General features: G+C 69.2%; 20 protein-coding genes. 12 read left to right on the plus strand and 8 right to left on the minus strand.

From position 1 onward, the window contains the following. The first annotated feature begins 15 nt into the window (after positions 1 to 15). Together AB0E02_RS00905 and AB0E02_RS00910 are read left to right on the plus strand one after the other, a co-directional pair. On the plus strand, positions 16 to 966 hold the full coding sequence (locus AB0E02_RS00905; protein WP_362134525.1) for a DUF5937 family protein: 951 nt from the start codon (positions 16 to 18) through the stop codon (positions 964 to 966). A gap of 274 nt (positions 967 to 1240) precedes the next feature. Continuing rightward, complete coding sequence (locus AB0E02_RS00910; RefSeq protein ID WP_362134527.1) at positions 1241 to 1936, plus strand: HAD family phosphatase; 696 nt, start codon at positions 1241 to 1243, stop codon at positions 1934 to 1936. 158 nt (positions 1937 to 2094) lie between these two features. Here the strand turns inward: AB0E02_RS00910 and AB0E02_RS00915 are convergent, their stop codons facing one another. Together AB0E02_RS00915 and AB0E02_RS00920 are read right to left on the minus strand one after the other, a co-directional pair. Further along, positions 2095 to 3096, minus strand: a complete 1002-nt coding sequence (locus AB0E02_RS00915; RefSeq protein WP_362134529.1) for an aldo/keto reductase — start codon at positions 3094 to 3096, stop codon at positions 2095 to 2097. 249 nt (positions 3097 to 3345) lie between these two features. After that, the gene (locus tag AB0E02_RS00920; protein ID WP_362134531.1) at positions 3346 to 3723 is read right to left on the minus strand and encodes a hypothetical protein; all 378 of its coding nucleotides are present in this window, start codon (positions 3721 to 3723) and stop codon (positions 3346 to 3348) included. Between the two features lie 171 nt (positions 3724 to 3894). On the opposite strand from AB0E02_RS00920, the gene AB0E02_RS00925 reads away from it, so the two are divergent. Next, positions 3895 to 5505: a TIGR03086 family metal-binding protein gene (locus AB0E02_RS00925; RefSeq protein WP_362134533.1), complete on the plus strand. Its 1611-nt coding sequence runs from the start codon at positions 3895 to 3897 to the stop codon at positions 5503 to 5505. Between the two features lie 127 nt (positions 5506 to 5632). Here the strand turns inward: AB0E02_RS00925 and AB0E02_RS00930 are convergent, their stop codons facing one another. Then, positions 5633 to 6409 carry a hypothetical protein gene (locus AB0E02_RS00930; RefSeq protein WP_362134534.1) on the minus strand — a complete coding sequence of 259 codons (777 nt, stop codon included), beginning with the start codon at positions 6407 to 6409 and terminating at the stop codon, positions 5633 to 5635. Positions 6410 to 7175: 766 nt separating this feature from the next. On the opposite strand from AB0E02_RS00930, the gene AB0E02_RS00935 reads away from it, so the two are divergent. Then, the gene (locus tag AB0E02_RS00935; RefSeq protein WP_362134536.1) at positions 7176 to 8078 is read left to right on the plus strand and encodes a glycerophosphodiester phosphodiesterase family protein; all 903 of its coding nucleotides are present in this window, start codon (positions 7176 to 7178) and stop codon (positions 8076 to 8078) included. An 82-nt stretch (positions 8079 to 8160) separates the two neighbouring features. Here AB0E02_RS00935 and AB0E02_RS00940 read toward each other — a convergent pair whose 3' ends face one another. The 4 genes from AB0E02_RS00940 to AB0E02_RS00955 form a co-directional block, all read right to left on the minus strand. Beyond that, positions 8161 to 8949, minus strand: coding sequence for a hypothetical protein (locus tag AB0E02_RS00940; protein WP_362134538.1), 789 nt, complete (start codon positions 8947 to 8949; stop codon positions 8161 to 8163). Positions 8950 to 9414: 465 nt separating this feature from the next. Next, a complete protein-coding gene (locus AB0E02_RS00945; RefSeq protein ID WP_362134540.1) occupies positions 9415 to 10368 on the minus strand; it encodes a hypothetical protein in 954 nt (317 codons plus the stop codon). A gap of 410 nt (positions 10369 to 10778) precedes the next feature. Continuing rightward, a complete protein-coding gene (locus AB0E02_RS00950; RefSeq protein ID WP_362134542.1) occupies positions 10779 to 12470 on the minus strand; it encodes a serine/threonine-protein kinase in 1692 nt (563 codons plus the stop codon). A 448-nt stretch (positions 12471 to 12918) separates the two neighbouring features. Next, positions 12919 to 14238, minus strand: a complete 1320-nt coding sequence (locus tag AB0E02_RS00955; RefSeq protein ID WP_362134545.1) for an MFS transporter — start codon at positions 14236 to 14238, stop codon at positions 12919 to 12921. A gap of 315 nt (positions 14239 to 14553) precedes the next feature. On the opposite strand from AB0E02_RS00955, the gene AB0E02_RS00960 reads away from it, so the two are divergent. Next, the gene (locus AB0E02_RS00960; protein ID WP_362134547.1) at positions 14554 to 15420 is read left to right on the plus strand and encodes a GNAT family N-acetyltransferase; all 867 of its coding nucleotides are present in this window, start codon (positions 14554 to 14556) and stop codon (positions 15418 to 15420) included. 104 nt (positions 15421 to 15524) lie between these two features. On the opposite strand, the gene AB0E02_RS00965 is transcribed toward AB0E02_RS00960, so the two are convergent. Beyond that, positions 15525 to 16190, minus strand: a complete 666-nt coding sequence (locus AB0E02_RS00965; RefSeq protein WP_362134549.1) for a GntR family transcriptional regulator — start codon at positions 16188 to 16190, stop codon at positions 15525 to 15527. A gap of 94 nt (positions 16191 to 16284) precedes the next feature. On the opposite strand from AB0E02_RS00965, the gene glyA reads away from it, so the two are divergent. The 7 genes from glyA to AB0E02_RS01000 all read left to right on the plus strand — a co-directional run bounded on the left by glyA (position 16285) and on the right by AB0E02_RS01000 (position 24420). Further along, positions 16285 to 17598 (plus strand): serine hydroxymethyltransferase, encoded by a 1314-nt coding sequence (glyA, locus tag AB0E02_RS00970; protein WP_362134551.1) that lies wholly within the window; start codon positions 16285 to 16287, stop codon positions 17596 to 17598. Further along, positions 17595 to 18815, plus strand: coding sequence for a sarcosine oxidase subunit beta family protein (locus AB0E02_RS00975; RefSeq protein WP_362134553.1), 1221 nt, complete (start codon positions 17595 to 17597; stop codon positions 18813 to 18815). Before glyA ends, AB0E02_RS00975 begins: the two co-directional genes overlap by 4 nt. Positions 18816 to 18838: 23 nt before the next feature. Further along, positions 18839 to 19135: a sarcosine oxidase subunit delta gene (locus tag AB0E02_RS00980; RefSeq protein ID WP_362134555.1), complete on the plus strand. Its 297-nt coding sequence runs from the start codon at positions 18839 to 18841 to the stop codon at positions 19133 to 19135. Next, on the plus strand, positions 19132 to 22017 hold the full coding sequence (locus tag AB0E02_RS00985; RefSeq protein WP_362134557.1) for a sarcosine oxidase subunit alpha family protein: 2886 nt from the start codon (positions 19132 to 19134) through the stop codon (positions 22015 to 22017). The genes AB0E02_RS00980 and AB0E02_RS00985 overlap by 4 nt, the downstream gene beginning before the upstream one ends. Further along, positions 22010 to 22663 carry a sarcosine oxidase subunit gamma family protein gene (gene soxG / locus AB0E02_RS00990; protein WP_362134559.1) on the plus strand — a complete coding sequence of 218 codons (654 nt, stop codon included), beginning with the start codon at positions 22010 to 22012 and terminating at the stop codon, positions 22661 to 22663. Before AB0E02_RS00985 ends, soxG begins: the two co-directional genes overlap by 8 nt. A 72-nt stretch (positions 22664 to 22735) precedes the next feature. Continuing rightward, a complete protein-coding gene (gene purU, locus AB0E02_RS00995; RefSeq protein ID WP_362134561.1) occupies positions 22736 to 23620 on the plus strand; it encodes a formyltetrahydrofolate deformylase in 885 nt (294 codons plus the stop codon). A gap of 281 nt (positions 23621 to 23901) precedes the next feature. After that, positions 23902 to 24420 (plus strand): GNAT family N-acetyltransferase, encoded by a 519-nt coding sequence (locus AB0E02_RS01000; RefSeq protein WP_362134563.1) that lies wholly within the window; start codon positions 23902 to 23904, stop codon positions 24418 to 24420. Positions 24421 to 24550: the final 130 nt, after the last annotated feature.

A 24550-nucleotide genomic window follows, 5' to 3' on the forward strand; every position in this document is an offset into this window, starting at 1 on the left:
ACCTAAACTCAGTGGGTGCTTGAATTGGAGTTCACCACCGAGGACCTCGCGCTGACCCGCTTGGCGCTCTCCCCGCTGTGGGAGGCGATCGCGAGCCTGCGGGTACTGACCCGCCCAGACAGTCACACCCTGCACCAACCGTGGCTCGCGGCCGTACGACCTCGGCTTGCGCGGGCGCGGCTGGACCTGCGGCCGGTCACCGAACTCCTCACGCCGAAGGTCGCCGCATTCGTCGCGCCGGCTCCGATGACCTCCGCCCCGGACATCCAGCTCGAACTCGCGACGATCCGCGCCCAACCCGTGGAACGGATCCACGCCGATCTCGATGCTCTGGGACTGCCCCGATACCCGGATCCCGCCGCGGCGGTGGAGAAGGTGGCGACCACCATCGAGGCGTACTGGGAGTTGGCGGTGGCGCCGTATTGGCCGCGCATCCGCGCGGTCCTGGAAGCCGACATTCGCCACCGGGCGTATCTGCTGTCCACCGGCGGAGGCCGCCGGCTCTTCGCCGACCTGGATGCCAACCTCCGCTGGGAGGGCGGCAGGCTCGCAGTCAGGCTGCGCAACAACCGCTCCGGGACCGTCGAACTGAACGGGCGGGGCTTGGTCCTCGCCCCGTCCGCCTTCGCCTGGCCCCGGATCTCGCTGCTCACCACTCCTCCCTGGCAGCCGCTCCTGCGCTACCCGGCGCGCGGAACCGCGACCATCTGGGAGTCGCGCCCGGCCGCTCCCTCCACCGCGCTCACCCGCGTGATCGGCAGGCCCAAGGCGCACCTGCTCACCCTGCTCCACGAGCCGGCGACCACCACCCAACTCGCCGCGCTCGCCGGGCTCACGGTGGGCGGGGCGTCCCAACACCTCACCGCGCTCCGGGACGCCGGCCTGGTCCGCCCCACCCGGGTCGGCCGCAGCATCCTGTATGCCCGGACCGATACGGCGGAGACGCTGGTAGGGCGACGCAGCTGAGCGCTGAGTAGGGGCGGCAGCTTTGCCTGACATAAGCCGTTGAGTGGGGCATTTCGGGCGAACTGTGGGGGTTCAGGTCCGTCGGCGACGGGTGTGCTGCTCGATGTTCATACGTAAATGCAGGATTCCTGCCCGCTTTCGGGCAGGAATTGTGGACGCTCCAAGGCTGCCGCCCTAGGGTGATCACTCATGATCACCCTGGACCCAATAGGGACTTTCTCCCTGAAGTTGGGCCTCCTCATCCTTACCTCACCGGGCGCGAAAGGACATCCGTATGAGCTCGCTCCCCATCAACGCCGAGGCCGTGGTCTTCGACTGCGACGGCCTGCTGGTCAACACCGAAGTTTGCTGGACCGTTGCGGAAACGGCGATCTTCGCGGCGCACGGCCATCCCTTTGGTCCCGAGCAGAAGGCCCTGGTCATCGGCCGCAGCGTGGAGGCCGCTGGAGAGGCCATGGCCCAATATCTGGGCCGTCCCGACGCCGGTGCCGAACTCGCCGCCGAACTGCTCAGAAGAGTCCGCGAGGAGCTTTCCCGGGGCGCCGCAGCCCTCCCCGGTGCGGCGGAATTGGTGCGCGCCTGTCGGGCAGCCGTACCCATCGCCGTGGCCAGCAACAGCCCCCGCGAACTGCTGGATGTCGCACTGTGGTCGGCCGGCCTCACCGACTGCTTCGCCCACTCCTTCGCCGCCGACGAAGTACGCTCGCCCAAGCCCGCCCCAGAGCTCTACCTCACAGCATGCGAGACCCTCGGTGCGGACCCGAAGCATTCCGTCGCCTTCGAGGACTCGGCCACGGGCATCGCCTCGGCCCGGGCTGCCGGGCTCTACGTCGCGGTCGTACCGTCCCTCGCAGGAGCCGAACTGGACCACGACTGGCTGGGCGCCAGCCTGACCGACCCCGAAGTGCAGGACTGGGCCCGGGGGCTGGGAGCTGGGGCTGGGAGTTGGAAGGTGGGCACCGAGGCGTGACGCTGCCTGTTGCCCGCCCGACGGTGAGGGGCCTTCGGACGGTGAGGGGCCTTCGGGCGGTGAGGGGCCTTCGGACGGTGACGTGATTCGCCGTCGTCGAGGTGGGCGCTGCACATGCCTTCTCCCAGACACTCTCTCTCTCGCGGAGAGCCAACAGCTCAGTGCCCCAGCCTTCTCAGGGCCGATTCCGGGTAGCGCTCGCCCGCCACGGCCTCTTCCGGTACGGCCTTGCGCAGCAGATCGAGGTCGGCGTCGGTCAGGGCCAGTGACGCGGCAGTGGCGTTCTCCTCAAGGTAGCGCCGGCGCTTGGTGCCGGGGATGGGCACGATGTCCTCGCCCTGGGCGAGCAGCCAGGCCAGCGCGGCCTGGGCGGGCGAGCAGCCGATCCGCCCGGCGACATCCCGAACGGCCCGGACGAGTGCCAGGTTGCGCTCGATGTTCTCGTCGGCGAACCGAGGCCAGCGCCGGCGGTTGTCGTGCGGGGCGAGGTCGCCGCGGGCGGAGAGGGCACCGGTGAGCATGCCGCGCCCGAGAGGGGAGTAGGCCACGATGGCGATGCCCAATTCCCGGCAGGTGGCGAGGAGTTCACCCTCCACCACGCTGCGGGTGAAGAGGGAGTACTCCACCTGAACCGCGCTGACCGGGTGAACGCCGTGGGCCTTGCGGAGCGTCGCGGAACTGACCTCGCTCAGTCCGATGTGGCGTACCAGACCGGCCTGCACCAGCTGGGACATGGCACCGACAGTCTCCTCGATGGGAGTGGCCGGGTCGCGGCGATGGGCGTAGTAGAGGTCGATGTGATCGACACCCAGGCGGCGCAGCGAGGCGCGGCAGGCGTGGGGAACGTAGGCGGCCGAGGTGTCCACGTCGACGACCCGGCCCGTGGCCGCGTCGTGGCGGAGCCCGAACTTGGTCGCCACGACGACCCGGTCACGCTCCTGAGCATGTCTGCGCAACCAGCGGCCGACCAACTCCTCGTTGCTGCCTTGTCCGTAGGCGTCGGCGGTGTCCAGGAGAGTAATGCCCATGTCGAGGGCGCGGTCCAGGGTGCGTTGGGACTCCTCCTCGTCCGGGATCCCATAGGCGACGGACATACCCATGCAGCCCAAGCCGATCGCGGACACCTCGGGGCCTTCATTTCCCAGCCGGCGGTACTTCAACGCACCTCACCTTCCTCGCAGTGGGCCGAGCGGCCCGCGCCTCTCGCATCGATTCTCAGGTCATTCCCTTGTTCCGGTCGCGTTGGAACGTCCTCCCGTCGTCGCCGCGGTGATCTGACGGTCGATGAGTGAAGGTGACGCGCGCCGTGAGGTGCCCCTCCAGCGGGCGAACACGCCTCTCCGTCGACGAGGGGGGAGAGAGATTCAGCGGCACTGTCCGAATCTCGGGCCGATGGAAAGACGGATACGTCAGCTCGGTGTGCAAGCGCGAAAACGGCGAAGTAGCTCCCGTGCGGCAGTGCTCCCGGCGTCGAAAGTCTGGTTCTGCAGTGTGGCTGGAACGTCTGGGCCCCAGATGCGTGCTCCGTGGCAGCGGAAGCAGAAGGCGATCTCGAACAGTGGATGGGTGGAGCTGTGGGCCCGGATTCCCCAGCCAGGAAGGAAGCAGCGGTACATCTCGCTGCCTGGCAGGTCGTGAATCAGAGACAGGGCTTGCTGGGCTTGTTCGCCGTCCCAGATCGCGACAGCGTCGCCGTTGAGGTCCTGCGACATGAGGTGCCTGGCAGGATCGGTGATGCGGACGACTTCGATGAACTCGGACTTCGCAGCAGAGAGGGGCAGCAGCATGCTCCCCAGCCTCTCTGATCGTGACGCCGCTGGCCAGGCTGCCGGTCCCACACTTCTATGAGTCCTGGGGCAGGGGCAGGGGCAGGGGCAAGGGCAAGGGCAGGGGAAAGGGAAGGCGTAGGCGTCGGGCTGGTTGACTCTCCCACTGTGGGAGAGCCAAGGGTGGGGCACATGCACGTCGGAGACGCGGGGTTGTGGAGCATCGGGGAGATTGCGCGGAGGACCGGGCTGTCGGTGAAGCTCATCCGGCACTGGTCCGACATCGGCGTGGTACCGCCAGCCGGGCGCACCGCCGCCGGGTACCGCGTCTACGACTCCGAGTCCCTGGCCCGTCTGGAGCTGGCCTGGACCCTGCGGGACCTTGGACTGGGCTTGCCGCAGATCCGTGAGGTCCTCAACCGTGAGCACACCCTCGCGGAAGTGGCCGCGGCCCATGTCGACGCGCTGGAGGTGCAGATCCGCGCGCTGCGCACGCGGCAGGCGGTGCTGCGCTCCGTCACCCGCCGTTCCACCACAGCCGAAGGACTCGCCTTCATGTCCCGAACCGCCCGTTTGTCCGCCGCCGAACGCTGCACGCTCATCCATGACTTCCTGACCGAGACGCTCACGGGCCTGGACGCGCCGGCCTACCGCCGTGGCCTGCTGGCCGCAGCCCCGGACCTCCCCGACAACCCCACCGACGAGCAGGTCGACGCCTGGATCGAATTGAGCGAACTGGTAACGGATTCAGACTTACGTACGGGGATGCGACGCATGGCCCGGTACGCGGCAGAGCATGCCCCCGGCGACCACGACGACAGCACGCTTCGAGAAGCCCAGCGGCTCACCGACGAGTGGACGCAACTGGTGAACACCGCGATACGGTACGGGATCGCTGCGGACTCACCCGCGGCCGACCAGGTGGTCGCCGCCGTCGTCACCGCCTGGATCCCCACGCAGACGCGTACGAACAACGTCGTGCACGCCGACGGGGCACACTCCCGCCGCGTGCTGCTGGACCAGTTGGAGACCGTCAGCGACACCAAGGTCGAGCGGTACTGGCAGTTGATGTGCACCATCAACGGCTGGCCGGTACGACCCGACATGGCAGCGGCCGGTGACTGGCTGAAGACCGCGCTGCGCACCCATCCCGATCCCGGGGCCCGGGCCCGTGAACTGGACACCTTGTACGACACGGGGGCCGACGCATGGCAGCCCGGGGGAGTGCTCGACGCCTGCGACAGGGTCCTGACCACTGTGGAAGGCCTCGTCTGCGCCGTCGACCGGGACCAGTTCGACCTGCCAACCCCCTGCGCGCGGTGGGATGTGCGGGCCCTGCTCAACCACCTTGTCCGGGAGAACCGGATGTGGGCCGGCCTGGCCGACGGCACACCCTGCTCCGATACCAGCGCCGACCACCTCGGCGATGACCATGTCGAGGCATTTCATGCCGCCGCGCAGGGTTCGCGGGCCGCCTTCCACCGCCCTGGGATGCTCGATCAGCGGTACGGGCCTGCTCCGGGCCGGCGGATCGTCGAGCAACTGGTCATCGAGATGCTGGTGCACAGCTGGGACCTGGCCACGGCCATGGGATACCCGCGCGACCTCGTCCCGGACCTCGCCGAGTCGGCCCTGCCGGTGGTACGGGAGATCTACGGCAGCCTGCCGCGGACGCCCGGTGGCTCCTTCGCCCCACCCCAGGAGGTGCCCCACGACGCGACCGCGCTCGACCGCATCGCCGGCTACCTCGGCCGCGCCGTGGGCTCTTCCCAGGCCACCGAGCCAGGCAACCGGCGCTCATGAACCAAACAGTGGGGAACATGAGCAATATCCGGCGAACCAGGTGAGCTTGAAGTTTGAGCGGTGTCAGGTGCGGCCGCTGATGCTGTGGTCGATGAGTATTCGCGGCCGCGGGGTCAGCTGCGACGGTTCACTTCCGGCGGGGCACGGTGAAGTAGTTCTCCGCGGAGGGATTCCACCTGCCTCCGAGGCTGAAAGTCAGGAGGGTGCCGTATCGGGCCCGCGCAGCCGCCATGCTCATCGGGGTTTGCGGGACGGTCGAGCAGCGCTGGTAGATCCTTGTCTCGACTGGGGGGAACGGGTCGGGGTCTTCGACCTTGTTCGGGAGTGGGAGGTCCGGCCGGTCCCAGTCGATCTGGAGCCCCGGAGCTGTGAGCGTCGGGGCGGGCATCAGGCTGCCGTCCTGGTTCCGGCCGCGCTTACGGTGATAGTCGAGTGCGTAGGAAACCGTGCCGGCCGCGTGTGGCAGGTCCCGCCCCTTGCCGTCCTGTCGTCCCCAGGTCGCGATGCCGGCCGCGCGGATCCGGGGCAGCACGTCGGTGATGTCTCCCCGGACGCCGAAGTAGGCGACGGCCTTCATGTCACACGTAAGGACGTACGGAGACCGGTTGTTCTCGAAGACCGAGCGGTTGCCTGGCCTGGCACAGGAGTCAGTGAAACGTGTGAGTACGTGCTCCAGGCCCTCAACAGCGGTAAGGCGCTCAATCAGGGCGCGGATCTTGTGCTCCTCCTCCGCCCTGCGGGACTCCGCCAAGGGCGACGTGGCTTGCTTCCGCAGCTTCTTCTCCGACGGCTTGCGAGAGCACGCTTCCGTCAGCCCTACCAGGACGAACGCCAGCAAGAGTCCGCCCGCTTGGGCGCACCGCCCGCGGACTCGGCGCCACCGGCTAGCTAGGGTCTCTTTCATTCCCCGCACCTCCGGCCCCACCCTTCGGGGAGGCGGGGCCGGGCGCATGAGTACGCGTACTCAGATTCCGTGTTTGTCGTAGGGCGGGACAGAGGAGGTGTCCCGGGCGGCGGCTGCGGCCGCGGCTGTTGCGCGGAGTACGTCGGCGTCCGCGCGGTCCATGAGTGCAGCAGCCCATGGCGTGTCGGCCCTGAGCCGTTTCCATATCAGCAGGGCTCCGATGTCGGCTTTGCCGATGTCCCCGGTGGCACGTGCCCGTTGAGTCACCTATTGCAGAGTCTCGTCGTAGAGGACACTCCCGGGTCGCCCAGATCAGCACAAGGTCGCGGATGCCGATGCACGGGCGTCCCACTGTCTCGAACTGACTCGAACTGACTCGAGACAGTACGCCTCCTGGAGTGGGTGTGAGCGCGGTTTTTACGGAACGCGGCCAATGGCATGGGAGGCAACGGCTGCGTGAGTCTCACCTGTTGAACTTGCTGGAACGAACCCGGTTGCTGTTCACCGGCGCGGGTTTCGGCGAGCGGGGCCGGTGTTCATCCGCTCGTCCGTGGGGTTTGAGGCCGGTGGAGGTGGCCTGTGCGCGTGGGTTACTGGTAGCTGTGGCGAAGGTGTCCGGTTCGGGAGGGGAGCAGTGGTGATGTCGGTGAGACGACGGTGGACGGCTGGTCTGGTCGCGGTGGTTGCCGTCACGGCCACTGCTGTGGGGGCCGCCGCGGTCCCGGACCGCGTAGGGGTGTCTGCTTCAGACGAGGGACGAGTGGCGGTGTCCGCGGACGCGGACGCGGGAGGACGGTCCGCAGGCAACAACCGCCGTCCGCTGGTGATCGCCCACCGGGCCGGCACGGCGGACTTCCCGGAGAACACCGTGCGGGCCATCGACGGCGCGCTGGCGCACAAGGCAGACATGATGTGGCTCAGCGTGCAGGTCAGCCGGGACGGCGTCCCCGTTCTGTACCGGCCCGCCGACCTGTCCGCGCTCACCGATGGCACCGGCAACGTCGTAGACCACGACTCCGAGCAGCTCACCCGCCTGAACGCCGGCTACCAGTTCAAGGATGCTTCCGGAGGACACCCGTACCGCGAGCATCCCACGCTGCTGCCCACGCTGGAGGAGGCGCTGCGGCACCTTCCGCAGCCGATGGGGGTGCTGCTGGACATGAAGTCACCCGACACCCAGGCCCTGGTGCCCGCGATCGCCAAGACGTTGGATGCCTTGGAGGGCGAGGGTCGCAAGGAATGGGAGCGGGTGCGGTTCTACTCCACCGAGAAGCCCAATCTGGACGCCATCACGGCCTATCCCCACGCGCGGCTGATTGAGGATCGTGACACCACCCGCACGCGCCTGGTCGCCTCCCGCCTCACCGGCAACTGCCTCAACGCACCGCGAAGCGGGACCTGGGCCGCGTTCGAGTTGCGCCGTGATGTGACGGTGACCGAGAAGTTCACCCTCGGCGAGGGGCGCAGCCCGGTCAAGCAGGCTCTGATGTGGGACCTGGCCGCCGCGGCCTGCTTCCACACCCACCCCTCGGTCAGGACCGTTCTGATCGGTATCGAGACCAAGGACGACTACACCACCGCCAAGAAACTGGACGCTTACGCGGTCTTGACCGACTCTCCCAAGCACATGATGGAGGTGATGAACAAGGCGGCAGCGACAACTCGTTGACTGCCTCGTTCTCGTCGTCGTCCTCGTCCTCGTCTTCGTCCTCGGCGTCGTCGTCCTTGCTCTGTTGTGGTCTGGCGCCGGGTCATCGCAGAGGGCCGCTCCAGACGGCGCTTTCGTTGTGCAGGGTGGTCAGCCATGTGCGGTTGTCTGCGGCGCGGGCGAAGTCGACCCCCACCTCAAGGTGGCTGGCCGCGTCCAGGGGGAGGGCGAAGCGCTGGGTGATGACTTTCTGCATGCCGGGCAGCAGCAGGGTTTGGCCCAGTCCGCTGGAATGATCGTCGCCCTCGGAGAGGGGTTCGGCCGTGCGTCCGTGGGCGTCCTTCGCCCCGATGCTGTAGAGCTCCTTAGTATCTAGCATGCCGGTGGTTCCGTTGCGGATCGTGATCTGCACGGACACGATGCGCTTGCCCTGCGTGTTGCTGTCCTGCCGCTGCTGTTCTTCCTTGCTGGGGGCGTATGGCGTGGAGGGCGACGCGGTGACCTGCAGCCCGTCCTCGAAGCACCGCGTGGTGTCATAACGGAGCTGGCCGTCACCGGCCGTCGGGGCGGCGCAGGAGACCTGTGGGAAAGCGTTGGTGGTGACCATCGCGCCGTTGAGGAACCACGCGGTGGCCATGGCACCGAGGACCGCGCCGGTCACGGCCGTGGCGCGGTTGCCAGTGTGAGCCGGCTGTGCCCGCTGTGCTCTCCGGGCACCGACAACACCCAGGACACCCAGGACTGTTGCGGTCGCGGTCAGAGCCCCCGCCGCCCAGAACAGGGCCGGGAAGACCGGCCCGGCGATGAGGCCGATGATGCCAAGAAGAGTGAGGACGAGAGCGGCGATACCAAGACCGTTGCGGGGCGGCCGTACGCGGGGCGTGTGCGCCAACGGCGGCTCCGACACAGTCGAGGGCCCGCGACCGGAGTGGCCGGAGGAGCCGGAGACACCAGAAACATCAGAGACACCAGAAACATCAGAGACACCAGAAACATCAGAGACACCAGAAACATCAGAAACATCAGAGGCAGCTCCAGGGTGCCCGTTCCCACCATCCGATTCTGATTCCCCTTGCTGCGTACGGTCGTCTGTCATCTCAAATCCGTTCGTACGGCGGCCGGTTCGGTCAGGCTTGTCTCACGCCCACCTCACCAGCCTCTACCTCTACGGCCCAATGGGAAGGCGCGGGCCGGTGTTGTCATTTGCGCACGCCAAGGAGACGGCCCCCGGGCCGTGCGCGCAACGGTGCAGACTGGCAGGGCGCCCCCCCCAGTTCCGCGGGGAAAACCCCTGTGTGGCCCCGACCCTCCCTTTCCCGGGTCGAGGCCACGTCGTCGTATGGACTGCCGGTGGGGGCTAGATCACGCGCTTGAACCAGGTGATCGGGCTGGTGGTGTCGTGGGCTTGGACGTAGACGCGGGCCGGGACGGCGACCATCCGCTGCTCGTTGTCATTGTTCTGCCGGTAGACGATATAGCCGGTGTAATACCCGCCGTTGCCGCGGGGCTCCAGCCAGCCCTTCTTCTTCCCGTCGGGCACCGTCATCTCGACGTCGGTTTCCAGGGTGCTTTGCAGCTTCTTGGTGGAGGTGGACGAGTAGCTGTAGGTGAAATTCACCTCTCCGGGAAGCTCGTTCTTTCCGTCGCTGATCTTCGGTGTGATCTTTCCGCCGATTGACCAGCCTTCGGTCTCGCTCTTCTCGTCGGCCACCGAGCTGGAGATCTTGTAGGTCAGCTTCCCACCGCCGGCCAGGCCGTCTCCGGCGGAGCCTCGGAGGGGATACTTGTCGGTGAGCTTGCCGACGAAGGCGCAGGGCGGCTTCTGGCCGACGCGCGCCGGGTCGTGGTTCGGTCGATTGCAGAGCTGGTCGAGATTTTCCTGGGTCCACTCGTCCTTGTAGCCAGCCTTGCCGGTGAAGACGGGGGCGGTGTAGTTGGGCGATTCACTGAGTCCCGAGATGGGCTCATAGAGCCTCTTGGCGCTTTCGCGGGCAGGCTCCTTGGTGTTGGGGTCCTCGGCGAACGTCTTGGCCGCGGCCTGGGCGTCCTTGATGGCCTGATCGGGGCTGTAGTTGACCTGTCCGCCCTGTACGTCCGAGAGGTTGACCTGCTTGTCGTCGAGGCCGGTGGGCAGGCCCATCACGCTCTCGGAATCCTGGAGCGGCGACCACTTGGTCAGGTCCGCCATGACCTGGTCGTCGGATTCGTAGATGGTGTCGGGAACGGGGGACGAGCCCTCGGCGAAGGCCGGCGCCTGCGAACTGAGTACCGACGCACCGGAGAGAAGAGCGGTGGCGACGGCGATTGTCACGCGGCTGTTTCTGCGCTGACGTCGTACGGCAGCTGTGGATGCGGGCATGCGAATTCCCTTCGACCGGCACGCGCGCTTACCCCACTCGTTAGAGTGCGCATGACGGAACGGTGATGGAGATGGACGAGGAAACAACGCTGCATCACGCAGGACGCGTCTACCAAAGCGTCCGGGAATTCATGGTGTGAGGTTCCGGCGGCTTCGGCGCTTGGAGCCTTGTAGGGCTCTTTCGACCACAGAGATGGCATTCCTTGGCGTCCGGTTGCCCCGAACTGATCGGTAGCTTTCGGCGGTGTTCCCGTACGCCGGCCAAGAGGGCAGAGAAGGCGAAAGGGAACGCTCAGTAGGGATGCGGTGGCGGGGCGCGACCTGGAATTCGAGATCCTGGACGAGAACGAGAGACTGCCCGGTCAGGAGGGGGAGTTGCCCGCCTGGTCCGGCAGCCGAATGCCCTTCATGGTGGTGTCGAAGACGGGCCGGTAGCGGGTCCACTCTGCCTCTGGTGCGGAGAGGTAGACCGTGTACTGGGTGCTGTCCGTCCCGGAGAAGGCCATTTCGACGGCCCGGAATCCGCGCTGTGTGCCGTCGAAGGTGAACTCCCAGTAGCCGGCCCGGAGTCCGCGGAAGGTGGTGCGGCTCATCCGGACCCGTTCGTAGCCGGGGTTGTCCCGGCGGGTCTGGGCCTCTTCGGTCTCCTCCCAGTGCCGCAGCGGATCCGACCCGGCGAACTCCACGACGTCGACCCGCAGGCCCACCAGCCCGGTCGGGTCGATGTAGCGGATCTCCCCGTCGGGCGCGTCGTCGCGTTTCCAGCCGTCCTGGACGGGGAGCGAGAAGCCCTGTGCCACCTTGACCTGGTGGTACCCGGAGGGCAGTGGGGGAGGAGGAGTCGGGTTGGTGGAGGGGCGGTGCCGGGGGGAGTTGGTCGTGGAGGGATGAGTGCGCGCCGTTGTGCCGTCGCCCGGGGGCCACAGCAGTACGGCGCCCGTCACGCCGGCTCCGGCCACCACAGCCACCGCCGGCACCAGCCAACGCACCCGGCGGCGGCCGGCACGTCCCTGGCGCGCGGGGGCGACAGCATCCCGCACCGGCTCCCGCCGGGTGGCCGCCTCAACGGGAGGCACCTGAGCACCGGCCAACTTCCCCACGCGGGCCTCATCCGCACCGCCCAACTTCCCAACGCCGGCCTCCACCGAACCGGCCAACTTCCGCACGCCGGCCTCCTCTGTGCCGCCGGCCCCCTCGCTACCAGGGGCGCCGGCCGGGACGTGGGGCGCCTGCCCTCCAGCCACCTGCTCCAGGAGCCGACGGGCCTCGGAGCCGTCCATCCGCCGGGCGGGGTCCTTGACCAGCAGCCCCTCGATCACCGGGGCCAGGGCACCGGCGCCCCGGGGGCGCGGGTGGTCCGCGGTGGCGATGGCGTACGCCGTCTCGATCGCGGTGTCCCGGAGGAACGGCGGGCGCCCATCGACCGCCTGGTACAGCGTCGCTCCCAGGGACCAGAGGTCGCTGGCCGGGCCGGGCTCGCCCATCGAGCTGCGCAGGCGTTCCGGTGCGAGGTACTGGATCGAGCCGACCAACTCCCCGGTCCGCGTCAGAGAGGGCGTCCCCGACACCACGGCGATGCCGAAGTCGGTGAGGACGATCCGGCCGTCGTGCGCCAGCAGGACGTTGGCGGGTTTGACGTCGCGATGCAGTACTCCGGCGTCGTGCGCGGCCCGCAGGGCACCGGCCATCGCACTGCCGATCCGCGCCGCCTCCCGCGGCGGCAACGCACCCTGCCGCTTGAGCAGATCGCTCAGCGTGACGGAGGGGACGTACTCCATGACGATGCACGGCAGGCCCTCGTCGTCGACGACGTCGTGCACCACGATCACATGGGGGTGGGTGATCCGGGCGGCACTGCGCGCCTCGCGACGGGTCCGCTCGTGGAGGGTGTGTACCTCGTCGTCGTGCAGGTGCGGCGGTACGTGTAGCTTCTTCACGGCGACCTGGCGCCCGAGCACCTCGTCCTCGGCCCGCCAGACCGTACCCATGCCGCCCCGGCCCAGCCGTTCGATCAGCCGATACCGCCGGGCTATGAGCCGCCCCGATTCGGACACCGTCGGACCCCCTTCTCGGCTACTCGGCTTTCGGCCATGTCACGGCAACAGATCGTCACCCTAATACGGCGGCGTCGGTCGCCATGACACGGGAGCGAGCCGACGCCTCTCGGCCCCAGCTTCAGCAAAACCCTCGGTCAGGCTCAGCTTCCTGGGCCGTGACAGCTTTGATGGGTGATCGAGGCGCGGCTGATACATCACCTTGCGAGCGCTGCGGCACAGGGCTGGCTGAGTAGCCGGACAGGGGCGCTTTCCCGTGCCCGGCCATGTCCGCTCCCGACGGGACGCGGCGCGTGCGTAGCAGCCTTGGGAGGTCGCGCGTGCGTAGCAGCCTTGGGGACGCCGCGGGTACGTAGCAGCCTTGCAGGCGGGGCCGTTGTGCCTGTTTGTGGAGGCATTGGAAGCCGCTGTCAGGTGCGCCTTGCCGAGGCCGGACGGTACCGGCCCATCATCGGGCCGTACCGTCCGGCACCGTGGCCGACGTGTGCGTGGTTGGTGTCTTCGGAGCGTCCGGGCTGGCCGGGCTGGCCTGGCTGGTGGGGAGTCGGTGGGCTGTGACGCATGCGGTGGCCAGGATGCAGGCGAGGACGGCGTAGACCGCCTGGTAGCCACCGGTGGCATCGGCGAGGTGTCCGGTCACCCAGGGGCCGGCGAAGCCGGCGAGGTTGCTGAGTGCGTTGGTCGCGGCGATGGCGGTGGCGGAGTGGCGGCCGGCCAGTGAGCTGGTGCAGCGGCTCCAGAGGGCGGGCACGGCTGCCATGTTCGCCGCGACGGTCACGGTCAGCGCGGCCAGGGTGACCAGGGGCAGGTCGCACAGTGCGGCTCCGGTGGCGGCGAGCGCGGCGACGGCGATGGGCACGGTGACCAGCGAGGCCCGCTGTCCTGCGTGGTCACCGTGGCGGCTCCAGAGGAGCATGGTCGGGGCCGCGACGAGGTAGGGGAGGGCGGCGAGCGCGCAGACACTGGAGGCGTGCACGCCGGGGAAGAGGGCGGTGAGGGCCTGCGGAAGGAAGAACTGCAGCGAGTAGGCCGCGAAGCACACGCCCGCCTGCACCAGCGCGAAGTGCACGACCCGCCCCAACACGGTACGGCTGGTGGTGGTCGGCGGTGTGTTCTTGGCCAACTCCCTTGCCAGTGCCGCACGTTGGGTGGCGGTCAGCCAGGCGGCCCGGCGCGGCGAGTCCGGCAGCAGGCGCAGCGCCGCGGCTCCCAGGACGATGGCGGGCGCGGCCTCGATCAGGAACATCGACCGCCAACCACTGAGACCGAAGACGCCGGCATGCTCGACCAGCAGGCCGGAGGTGGGCAGGCCGGCTGCGGTCGCCACCGGAATGGCCAGCAGAAAAGCCGCCAGCGCACGGGTGCGCCGCTGGGCGGGGAACCAGGTGGTCAGATAGGCGACGACACCGGGGAAGAACCCGGCCTCGGCGAGCCCGAGGAGGAAGCGCGCCAGGTACAGGCCGCGGGCGTCGGTAACGAAGGCGGTGGCGGCCGAGCACAACCCCCAGGCAGTGACCACGCCCGCCAGCCAGCGCCGGGCACCGAACCGCTTCAAGCCCACGGCAGCCGGCACCTGGAAGAGCACATAGCCCACGAAGAACATCCCGGCGGCGGTTCCATAGTCGGTCGCGCTCAGGTGCAATTCGGTATTCATGGCCAACGCGGCCACGCCGATGTTGGCGCGGTCAAGGAAGTTGACCACATACAGCACGAACAGCAACGGCAACAACCTCCGCGCCACCGCACGCACCGCGCCCTGGCCAGCCACCCCATCCTCCCCGTCCTGCGCCGCCCCGCTCGCGCTCGCCTCTGCTACCGCCATCGCTCGCCGCCTCCGCTACTCGTTCACCCGGTGCCGTCTGCCGTCTGCCGTCTGCCATCTGCTTTTGCTGAAGTGACAACGACTCAGGTGGTCTCAGGTGTGCGGTATGAGCTCCTGTGGGCGAGGGCTATCTGTGGGCGCCCGGGCCCCTTGCCGCTGCTGGTGGCAGCGGGTACTCCTCCCAGAGCTCCGACTCCGCACCACGCCGGCCGGTCGGAAACCGGGTGCGGACCGTCGGTGCGGTGGTGTGTGATCGGGCGTATGGCGATGGTGTTGGGCAAGCCGGGAGTCGACGCGCTGCGCGAGGCTGTGGGTGTGCTGCGGGAGTGGCAGTACGACGGGGCGCCGATGCAACTGCATCCGGGGGACCTGGGTTGGTTCTGGCGGTCAGGTGCGGAAGCGACCGCCGCGGCGGTCCGCACGTGGAACCGGGACGGACGGATTCTCGCCGTCGGGCTGCTGGACGGTCCCGGGCTGTTGCGGCTGACGATCGCGCCGGACGCTCACCGGGACGAGGAGCTGGCGCAGCAGTTGGTTGAAGACGTGAGCGAGCCCGGGCGCGGCGTGCTGCCCGCGGGGCGGGTGAACATCGAGGCGCCGATGGGTGCACTGGTCCAAGACCTGCTGGCCGAGGGCGGCTGGCACGTCGACGAGCCGTGGGCGCCACTGCGCCGCGACCTCACGGAGCCGGTGCAGGACCCAGGCGTGCGGATCGACGTGGCCGGGCCGGAGCAGGCGCATGTGGTCGCCGCCGTACATCGGGCAGCGTTCGACGGGTCGAGGTTCACGGACGAGGGCTGGCACGCGATGGCGGCCGGATCGCCGTACGCCGACGCCCGGTCTCTGATCGCGTACGACGACCGGGGCAACGCGGTGGCGACGGTGGCGGTGTGGTCGGCCGGTCCGGGCAGGCCCGGGTTGCTCGAACCGATGGGCGTGCACCGGGACCATCGCCGGCACGGCTACGGCCAGGCGATCACCGTCGCAGCGGCCGCCACACTCCGGGAGCTGGGCTCGTCGAGCGCGATCGTCTGCACCCCGAGCTCCAACGTCGGCGCCGTCGCCACCTACAAGTCGGCCGGTTTCCAGCAATGCCCCGAGGTCCGGGACCGATACCGGGACGCCTAACGCCTTGTCTCCTCGATCACGAGCGGAGCCAGACTTGGCGTGCGGCGTGCGGCAGCGGTGACGGTGCCGAGGAAGACGTATCCGGAGGTGGTGTCGCCCCTCCTTCAGATGGCCTCGCGGATGGCCCGCTCGAAGCCCTCGACGTGACCGCGGGCGAGCTGCGCCGCCTGGTCAGGGTCACCGGCGACGATCGCCTCGATCAACGGTCCGTGCTCTTCGACATGGCCGGCCATGTCTGACATGCGCTCGACGAACAGGCACCAGATGCGGGTGGCCAGGTTGTCGTGGCGGACGAGGGTGTCCTCCAGGTACGGGTTGTGGGTGGCGGCGTAGATGGCGCGGTGGACCTGAAGGTCCAGGCGCATGAGCTCGTCGGCGTCGCGCCGACGGGAATCCACGCCCTCCAGCTCCCGCCGTACGGCCGTCAGGGTCGCGCGGTCCGCAGCTGTGGCGCGCCGCGCGGCCTGGGCGGCGGCCAGCGGCTCCAGCTCCAGGCGGACCTCGGAGATGTGGGCCAGGTCGGTGATGTTGACATCGGTGGCGAAGGTGCCGCGCCGGGGATAGGTGGTGATCAGCCGCTCGTACTGGAGCCGCTTGAGCGCTTCGCGCACCGGGGTCCGCCCGACGCCCAGGGCCTGTGCCAGCTGGTCCTCGTTGATCGGCGCGCCCGGGCGGATCTCGAGCATGACGAGCCGGTCGCGGATGGCGCGGTAGGCGCGCTCGGCGAGGGAGAGCTCCTCGCCCCCGGGCTCGGTCGCCACGTGCTGCATGAGGCCCCCTTGACGTGTTCAGCAAGCTCCCATACCTTAACGCACAGGCTGATATATCAGTTGCTCTTTAGTTGGCTCCCAGAATGGTGTGCAGATGGCAACGAACCCGTCGATCGCCACGGTCGCCTCTCCCCTCACCCTCCCGCTGAGCAGGATCGACCCGGAGATCGCCGCCGCGGTGGACGCAGAGCTCCACCGTCAGCAGTCGACCCTGGAGATGATCGCCTCGGAGAACTTCGCCCCGGCCGCCGTCATGGAGGCCCAGGGCTCGGTCCTGACCAACAAGTACGCCGAGGGCTACCCGGGCCGCCGCTACTACGGCGGCTGTGAGCACGTCGACGTCATCGAGAAGCTGGCCATCGAGCGGGTGACGGAACTGTTCGGCGCGGAGGCCGCGAACGTGCAGCCGCACTCGGGCGCCCAGGCCAACGCGGCCGCGATGTTCGCGCTGCTCAAGCCCGGTGACACGATCCTCGGCCTCGACCTCGCGCACGGCGGTCACCTGACCCACGGCATGCGGCTCAACTACTCCGGCAAGCTGTACAACGTCGTGCCGTACCACGTGCGCGAGTCCGACATGCGCATCGACATGGACGAGGTCGAGCAGCTCGCCCTCGCCCACCGGCCCAAGATGATCGTCGCCGGGTGGTCGGCCTACCCCCGCCGCCTGGACTTCGCCGGGTTCCGGCGGATCGCCGACGCAGTGGGCGCGTACCTGATGGTGGACATGGCGCACTTCGCCGGTCTGGTGGCCGCGGGTCTCCACCCGAGCCCGGTGCCGTACGCCGACGTCGTGACCACCACTACGCACAAGACCCTCGGCGGCCCCCGCGGCGGTGTCATCCTCAGCCGCGCCGAGCTCGCCAAGAAGATCAACTCGGCGGTCTTCCCGGGCCAGCAGGGCGGTCCGCTGGAGCACGTCATCGCGGCAAAAGCGGTGGCCTTCAAGGTGGCGGCGGGCGAGGCGTTCAAGGAGCGCCAGCAGCGCACCCTCGACGGCGCCCGGATCCTGGCCGGACGGCTGCTGGCCGACGACGTGGCCGAGGCCGGGATCACCGTGCTGACCGGCGGCACCGAGGTCCACCTGGTCCTCGTCGACCTGCGGAACTCCGCTCTCGACGGGCAACAGGCCGAGGACCGGCTGCACCGCATCGGCATCACCGTCAACCGCAACGCGGTGCCGTTCGACCCCCGCCCGCCGATGGTCTCCTCCGGGCTGCGGATCGGAACCCCGGCCCTGGCCACCCGGGGCTTCGGGACCGCGGAGTTCCGCGAGGTCGCCGACATCGTCGCGCTCGCCCTCAAGGCGGAACGCGCCGACGAGCACACCGCTGAGCTGCGCAGCCGCGTCACCACGCTCGCCGGGAAGTTCCCCCTGTACGCCGACCGGAACGGATTCGCCGGATGACCACCACATCCCTCCCGGAGCACCCCGACTGGCTCTGGCGCAACCCCGAGCCGCGCTCCTCGTACGACGTCGTCATCGTCGGCGCCGGCGGTCACGGCCTGGCCACCGCCTACTACCTCGCCAAGCACCACGGCATCACCAATGTCGCCGTCCTGGAGAAGGGCTGGCTGGCCGGCGGCAACATGGCGCGGAACACCACGATCATCCGCTCCAACTACCTGTGGGACGCGAGCGCCGCGATCTACGAGCGGGCGCTCAAGCTGTGGGAGCAGCTGCCGGAAGAGCTGGACTACGACTTCCTGTTCAGCCAGCGCGGCGTGCTCAACCTCGCGCACACCCTGCAGGACGTCCGCGAAGGCGTACGCCGGGTCAACGCCAACCGCCTCAACGGAGTCGACGCCGAATGGCTCGAACCGGACGAGGTCGCCAAGGTCTGCCCGATCCTCAACGTCTCGGCCGACACCCGGTACCCGGTCCTCGGTGGGACGTACCAACCGCGGGCCGGCATCGCCAAGCACGACCACGTTGCCTGGGCACTCGCCCGCCGGGCCGACGACATGGGCGTCGACCTGATCCAGGGATGCGAGGTCACCGGCTTCCTCAAGGACGGTGACCGGGTCGTCGGCGTGGAGACCAGCCGCGGCCGCATCCGCGCCGGCCGGGTCGGCCTCGCGGCCGCCGGGCACAGCAGCGTGCTGGCCGAGCGGGCGGGATTCCGGCTGCCGGTGCAGTCCCACCCCCTCCAGGCGCTGGTCTCCGAACTGCACGAGCCGGTGCACCCCACCGTGGTGATGTCCAACCACGTGCACGTCTACGTCTCGCAGGCGCACAAGGGCGAGCTGGTGATGGGCGCGGGCGTCGACGCGTACAACGGGTACGGCCAGCGCGGCTCCTTCCATGTGATCGAGCAGCAGATGGCGGCCGCCGTCGAACTCTTCCCGGTCTTCGCCCGCGCGCATGTGCTGCGCACCTGGGGCGGCATCGTCGACGTCACCCCCGACGCGTCCCCCGTCATCGGCACCACGCCGATCGAGAACCTCTACGTCAACTGCGGCTGGGGCACCGGCGGTTTCAAGGCCACCCCGGCCGCCGGCCTGACCTTCGCCCACACCATCGCCACCGGCGAACCCCATCCGCTCAACGCCCCCTTCGCCCTTGACCGCTTTACCACGGGCGCACTGGTCGACGAACACGGCGCCGCAGCCGTGGCCCACTGAAACGCCGCTGAGAGAAGGACACCGTGCTGCTGATCAGCTGCCCCTGGTGCGGTCCGCGCGACGAGACCGAGTACCACTACGGCGGACAGGCCCATGTCCCCTACCCCGAAACCCCCGCGGACCTCACCGACGAGCAGTGGGCCCAGTACGTCTTCTACCGCGACAACCCCAAGGGCCCCTTCGCCGAGCGGTGGATGCACAGCCTCGGCTGCCGCCGTTGGTTCAACGTCCTGCGCGACACCGTCAGTTACGACGTTCTCGCCGTCTACCGGCTCGACGAACCCCGCCCCGAACTGCCCCAGGCCGGAGGGAACCGATGACCGACCAGCACTTCCGGCTCCGGCACGGCGGCCGGGTCGACCGTGGCACCGTCCTGCGGTTCACCGTCGACGGCCGCGAACTGACCGGCCACCCCGGTGACACCGTCGCCTCCGCGATGCTGGCCAACGGCCTCATCGAGGTCGCGCCGTCCCTCTACCGCGGCCGCCCGCGCGGCATCGTCGCCACTGGTGTCGAGGAGCCCAACGCCCTTCTGCAGCTGGGTAGTTCATGCTCGGAGGGCATGCTCCCGGCGACGACTGTCGAGCTGTACGAAGGCCTGTCGGCCACCACCCTGTCCGGCATGGGTCGGCTCGACCCGGCCCCCGACCCCGCCGGCTACGACAAGAAGTACCTCCACACCGACGTCCTGGTCGTCGGCGCCGGGCCGGCCGGGCTCGCGGCCGCCGCCGCTGCCGCAGACTCCGGCGCCCGGGTGACCCTCCTCGACGACCAGCCCGAACCCGGCGGTGCGCTGCTCTCCGGACGCACCGAGACCATCGGCGCGCAGCCCGCCCTCGCATGGGTCGCCGACATCCGCGCCGCGCTCGACGCCGCTCCTGAGGTCACCGTCCTGCCGCGCACCACGGCGTTCGGTTCGTACGACGACAACTACGTGCTGGCCCTGCAGGCACGCACCGACCATCTCGGCGCAGCAACGGCCCCGGAGGGCGTTTCGCGCCAGCGGTTGTGGCACCTCCGCGCCCGCCAGGTGGTCCTGGCGACCGGCGCGCACGAACGTCCGCTGGTCTTCGCCGGCAACGACCGGCCAGGAGTCATGCTCGCCGCGGCCGTGCGCTCGTACCTCAACCGGTACGGCGTGGCTCCGGGCTCGCGGGCCGTGGTGAGCACGACCAACGACAGCGCCTATGACACGGTCGCCGATCTCCACGCCGCCGGGATCGACATCGCCGCCGTCGTGGACGCGCGTCCGGAGCTGTCCCACCGTGCCGCCGAGGTCGCCGAGGCGACGGGGCTACGGGTGCTGACGGGCAGCACGGTGGTCGACACCGCGGGCGAGGGCCGGCTCACCGGAGTCACCGTCCAGTCACTCGACGCCGACTGCCAACTCACCGGTGCGCCGCAGAGGTTCGACTGCGATCTGCTCGCGGTCTCGGGCGGCTGGAGCCCGGTCGTGCACCTGCACAGCCAGCGCCAGGGCCGGCTGCGCTGGGACGAGGACCTGGTCGCCTTCGTGCCCGATGGCTACGTACGGGATCAGCAGGTGGTCGGTGCGGCGCGCGGGACGTACGACCTCGACGGCTGTCTGGCCGAAGGGGCGCGGGCCGGTGCGCAGGCGGCGACGGACGCCGCGTTCTCGATCGCCGTTCCATCGCCCGGCGATGCCCGGCCCGCAGGCCCGACGCGTGCCGTGTGGCTGGTGCCCGCCCCCGACGGCGAGCCCGGTGTCTGGGACACCCACTTCGTCGATCTACAGCGCGACGTCACCGTCGCCGACGTCTGGCGGTCGACCGGAGCCGGTATGCGCAGCGTCGAGCACGTGAAGCGCTACACCTCGCTCGGCACGGCCAACGACCAGGGCAAGACATCCGGCGTCAATGCGATCGGGGTGATCGCCGAGGCCCTCGGCGCGGGCGCGTCACCCGGGGAGATCGGCACCACGGCCTACCGTGCGCCCTACACGCCGGTGGCCTTCGCCGCCCTCGCCGGGCGGGAGCGTGGCGAGCTGTTCGACCCGGAGCGCACCACCTCCATCCACGGCTGGCATGTGGCGCACGGCGCGGAGTTCGAGGACGTCGGGCAGTGGAAGCGCCCCCGCTACTACCCCCTGCCCGGTGAGGACATGGACACGGCCGTGGCCCGCGAGTGCCGCGCGGCCCGTGGGGGAGTGGCGTTCATGGACGCCTCCACCCTCGGCAAGATCGAGATCTGGGGCGCGGACGCCGGCGAGTTCCTCAACCGCATCTACACCAACGCCTTCAAGAAGCTCAAGCCCGGCATGGCCCGCTACGGCGTCATGTGCAAGCCCGACGGCATGATCTTCGACGACGGCGTGACGCTGCGCCTCGACGACCACCGCTACTTCATGACCACCACGACCGGCGGCGCCGCCGGGGTCCTGGACTGGCTGGAGGAGTGGCTGCAGACCGAGTGGCCCGGACTCGACGTCCACTGCACGTCGGTGACCGAGCAGTGGACGACGATCGCCGTCGTCGGCCCCCGCTCCCGCGAGGTCGTCGCCCAACTCGCGCCCGACGTCGACCTGTCCGCCGAAGCGTTCCCGTTCATGGCCTTCCGCGAGACCACCCTGGCCTCCGGTGTCCCGGCCCGCATCTGCCGGATCTCCTTCTCCGGCGAACTCGCCTACGAAATCAACGTCTCCGCGTGGTACGGCCTGGCGGTCTGGGAGGAGGTCGATGCGATCGGCCGCCCGTACGACATCACGCCGTACGGCACCGAGACCATGCACGTCCTGCGGGCCGAGAAGGGCTACATCATCGTCGGCCAGGACACCGACGGCACCGTCACACCACAGGACGCGGGCATGTCCTGGGTGGTCTCGAAGCAGAAGGACTTCGTCGGCAAGCGGTCCTACTCCCGGGCCGACACCTCCCGCACCGACCGAAAGCAGTTGGTCGGCCTGCTACCGAGCGACCGCACGACCCGGCTGCCCGAGGGCACCCAGCTCATCGCGCCCGACGCGCCCCTCACCCCGGAAGCCGGGCCGGTGCCGATGCTCGGCCACGTCACCTCCAGCTACCACAGCGAGGCGCTGGGCCGCCCGTTCGCCCTCGCACTGGTCGCCGCCGGCCGGGACCGCGTCGGCGACACCCTCTTCGCCCCCGTCGGCGACGACCTCGTACCCGTCCAGGTCACCGAACCCGTCCTCTACGACCCCGAAGGGACCAAGCGAGATGGCTGAGCCGACAATCCACCCAGGCGCAGGCGCAGGCGCAGGCACAGACGCAGGCCCCGTCGCACTGCGCAGAAGCCCGCTGGCGCATCTGGACGAGCGGATCCGCGCCGCCGCCGTCACCGGCGCCCGCGGCGTCACGCTGACCGAATGGCCGTTCCTCACCATGGTGAACCTGCGCGTCGCCCCCGCTTCCGAAGCGGCCACCCGCATCGAGAAGACCCTGGGCGCATCCCTCCCGCGGCAGTGCGGCCGGACGTCCGCCTCCGGCCCCCACACGGTCTGCTGGCTCGGCCCCGACGAGTGGCTCGTCCTGTCCCAGGCCGAATCGACCGCGGTAACTGCCGAGTTGCGCGAGGCACTCGCCGAAGCCCCGGGCTCGGTCGTGGACGTCTCGGCCAACCGCACCACGCTGGAGCTGAGCGGCCCGGCCGCCCGGCAGGTGCTGGAGAAGGGCTGTCCACTGGACCTGCACCCCCGGTCCTTCGCGCCCGGCCAGGCCGTGTCGACCACGGTGGGCCCCGTCGCGGTCCTGCTCTGGCAGGTCGACGACCGGCCCACCTACCGGCTGTTCCCACGCTCCTCGTTCGCCGACTATCTGGCGCGCTGGCTCATCGATGCGATGCGCGAGTACCGCGGACCCGAGGTCCCCTGATGGCACTCAGCGCGTCCGACCGCCACTCGGTCGGCATCGGCCCCCTCCTCAACGTAATCGAGTGCTGACACCATGACTGATCTCGCAGCTTCCGCCACGGCGCCGCCCGTCGAGCACATCCTCACCGTCGACTGCCCCGAGGCTCCCGGCATCGTCCATGCCGTCTCTCGGTTCCTTCTCGAGCACGGCAGCGACATCATCGACAACCAGCAGTTCGGTGACCGCCGCGACGGCCATTTCTTCATGCGGGTCCACTTCGCCACCTCCGGCAGCGAGAACACCACCGAGGCCCTCCGCCGGGACTTCGCCACCGTGGCCGCCCCCTTCGCGATGCGGTGGCACCTCGAACCGGCCGGCACCCGGCGCCGCGTGCTCGTCATGGTGTCCCGCCACGGCCACTGCCTCAACGACCTGCTCTTCCGCACCCGTAGTGGTGACCTGCCCGTCGACGTGGTCGCCGTGGTCTCCAACCACCCCGACCACGAGGCACTCGTCGGCTGGCACGGCATCCCGTTCTTCCACGTGCCGGTCACCGCCTCGACCAAGTCCGAGGCCGAAGCCCAACTCCTGCGGTTCGTCGACGAGTTCGACGTCGACCTGGTCGTGCTGGCCCGCTACATGCAGGTCCTCTCCAACGACCTGTGCACCCGCCTGGCCGGCCGGACGATCAACATCCACCACTCGTTCCTGCCGAGCTTCAAGGGCGCCAAGCCCTACCACCAGGCACACGACCGCGGCGTCAAGCTCGTCGGCGCGACAGCCCACTACGTCACCGCCGACCTGGACGAAGGCCCGATCATCGCCCAGGAGGTCATCAGCGTCGACCACAGCCACACCCCTGACGACCTGGCCGCCATCGGCCGCGACGCAGAGTCGGCAGCCCTGGCCCGAGCGGTCCGGTGGCACTGTGAGGGCCGCGTATTCGTCCAGGGCCGACGCACGGTGGTTCTCCGCTGACGCCCGGACGGCTCCCTCGCACCCGCGGGCCGTGGGTTCCGCGGGTGCGCAACGGGATGCTCTGCAGGTTCAAGTTCCCCTTTTTTGGGGCCTCGTCATCGTATGCCGTCTGTCAGATCACCACGGCCCACAAGACCTGATCATCCACGACTAAGATCTACTGTTCGCAACAGGCAATCAGGTGCGTCAGTGCCCGCGATCACACTGCCGAAGTGACCGGAGTGCGAGGCTGCCAATAAAAGAGAAGCCGGGCGGCGGTCGGGTTCCCTATATTCGTGGTCATGCCCGAAATGCAGCTGCTCCGTCCAGGCCATGCCTCCGCGTTGCTCACCTTCGAGCAGGAGAACCGGGCTTACTTCGCCGCGTCTGTGCCCGACCGAGGTGATGACTACTTCGCTCGGTTCGACGAGCGGCTGCGTGGCCTGCTGGCCGAGCAGGAGGCTGGTGTCTGCTACTTCCACGTGCTGATTGACGCCGACGGCGAGGTGCTGGGACGTATCAACCTCGTGGATGTGGCGGATGGCGGTGCCGAGCTCGGGTACCGGATCGCGGAGCGTGCCGCAGGCCAGGGGCTGGCCACCAGAGCCTTGCGTAAGCTGTGCGACCTGGCTGCCAACAGCTACGGGCTGACCTTCTTGCAGGCTGCGGCCACGCTCGACAATGCCGCGTCGCGGGCCGTGCTGGCTCGCTCAGGGTTCGCGGTCGTCGGCGAGAGGCAACTCTCTGGTCGCCCCGGCCTGTCATACCTCCGCAGTCTTGAGGATTTCCGGACTCGGCCCGGTGCGCTGACCGACGGTTAATCCAAGGTGAGTTGACGCCTGTGGTGAGGAGGCAGGGCCTCACCAGCCGTCTTACGGCGGGCTCACGCCCAGGGCGCTGCTGCCGTCCCGCTAGGCCGCGTCCGCAAAGTGGTTGTTTCGTTGGGCCGTA

The organism is Streptomyces sp. NPDC048196, assembly GCF_040652715.1.
Taxonomy (GTDB): domain Bacteria; phylum Actinomycetota; class Actinomycetes; order Streptomycetales; family Streptomycetaceae; genus Streptomyces; species Streptomyces siderophoricus.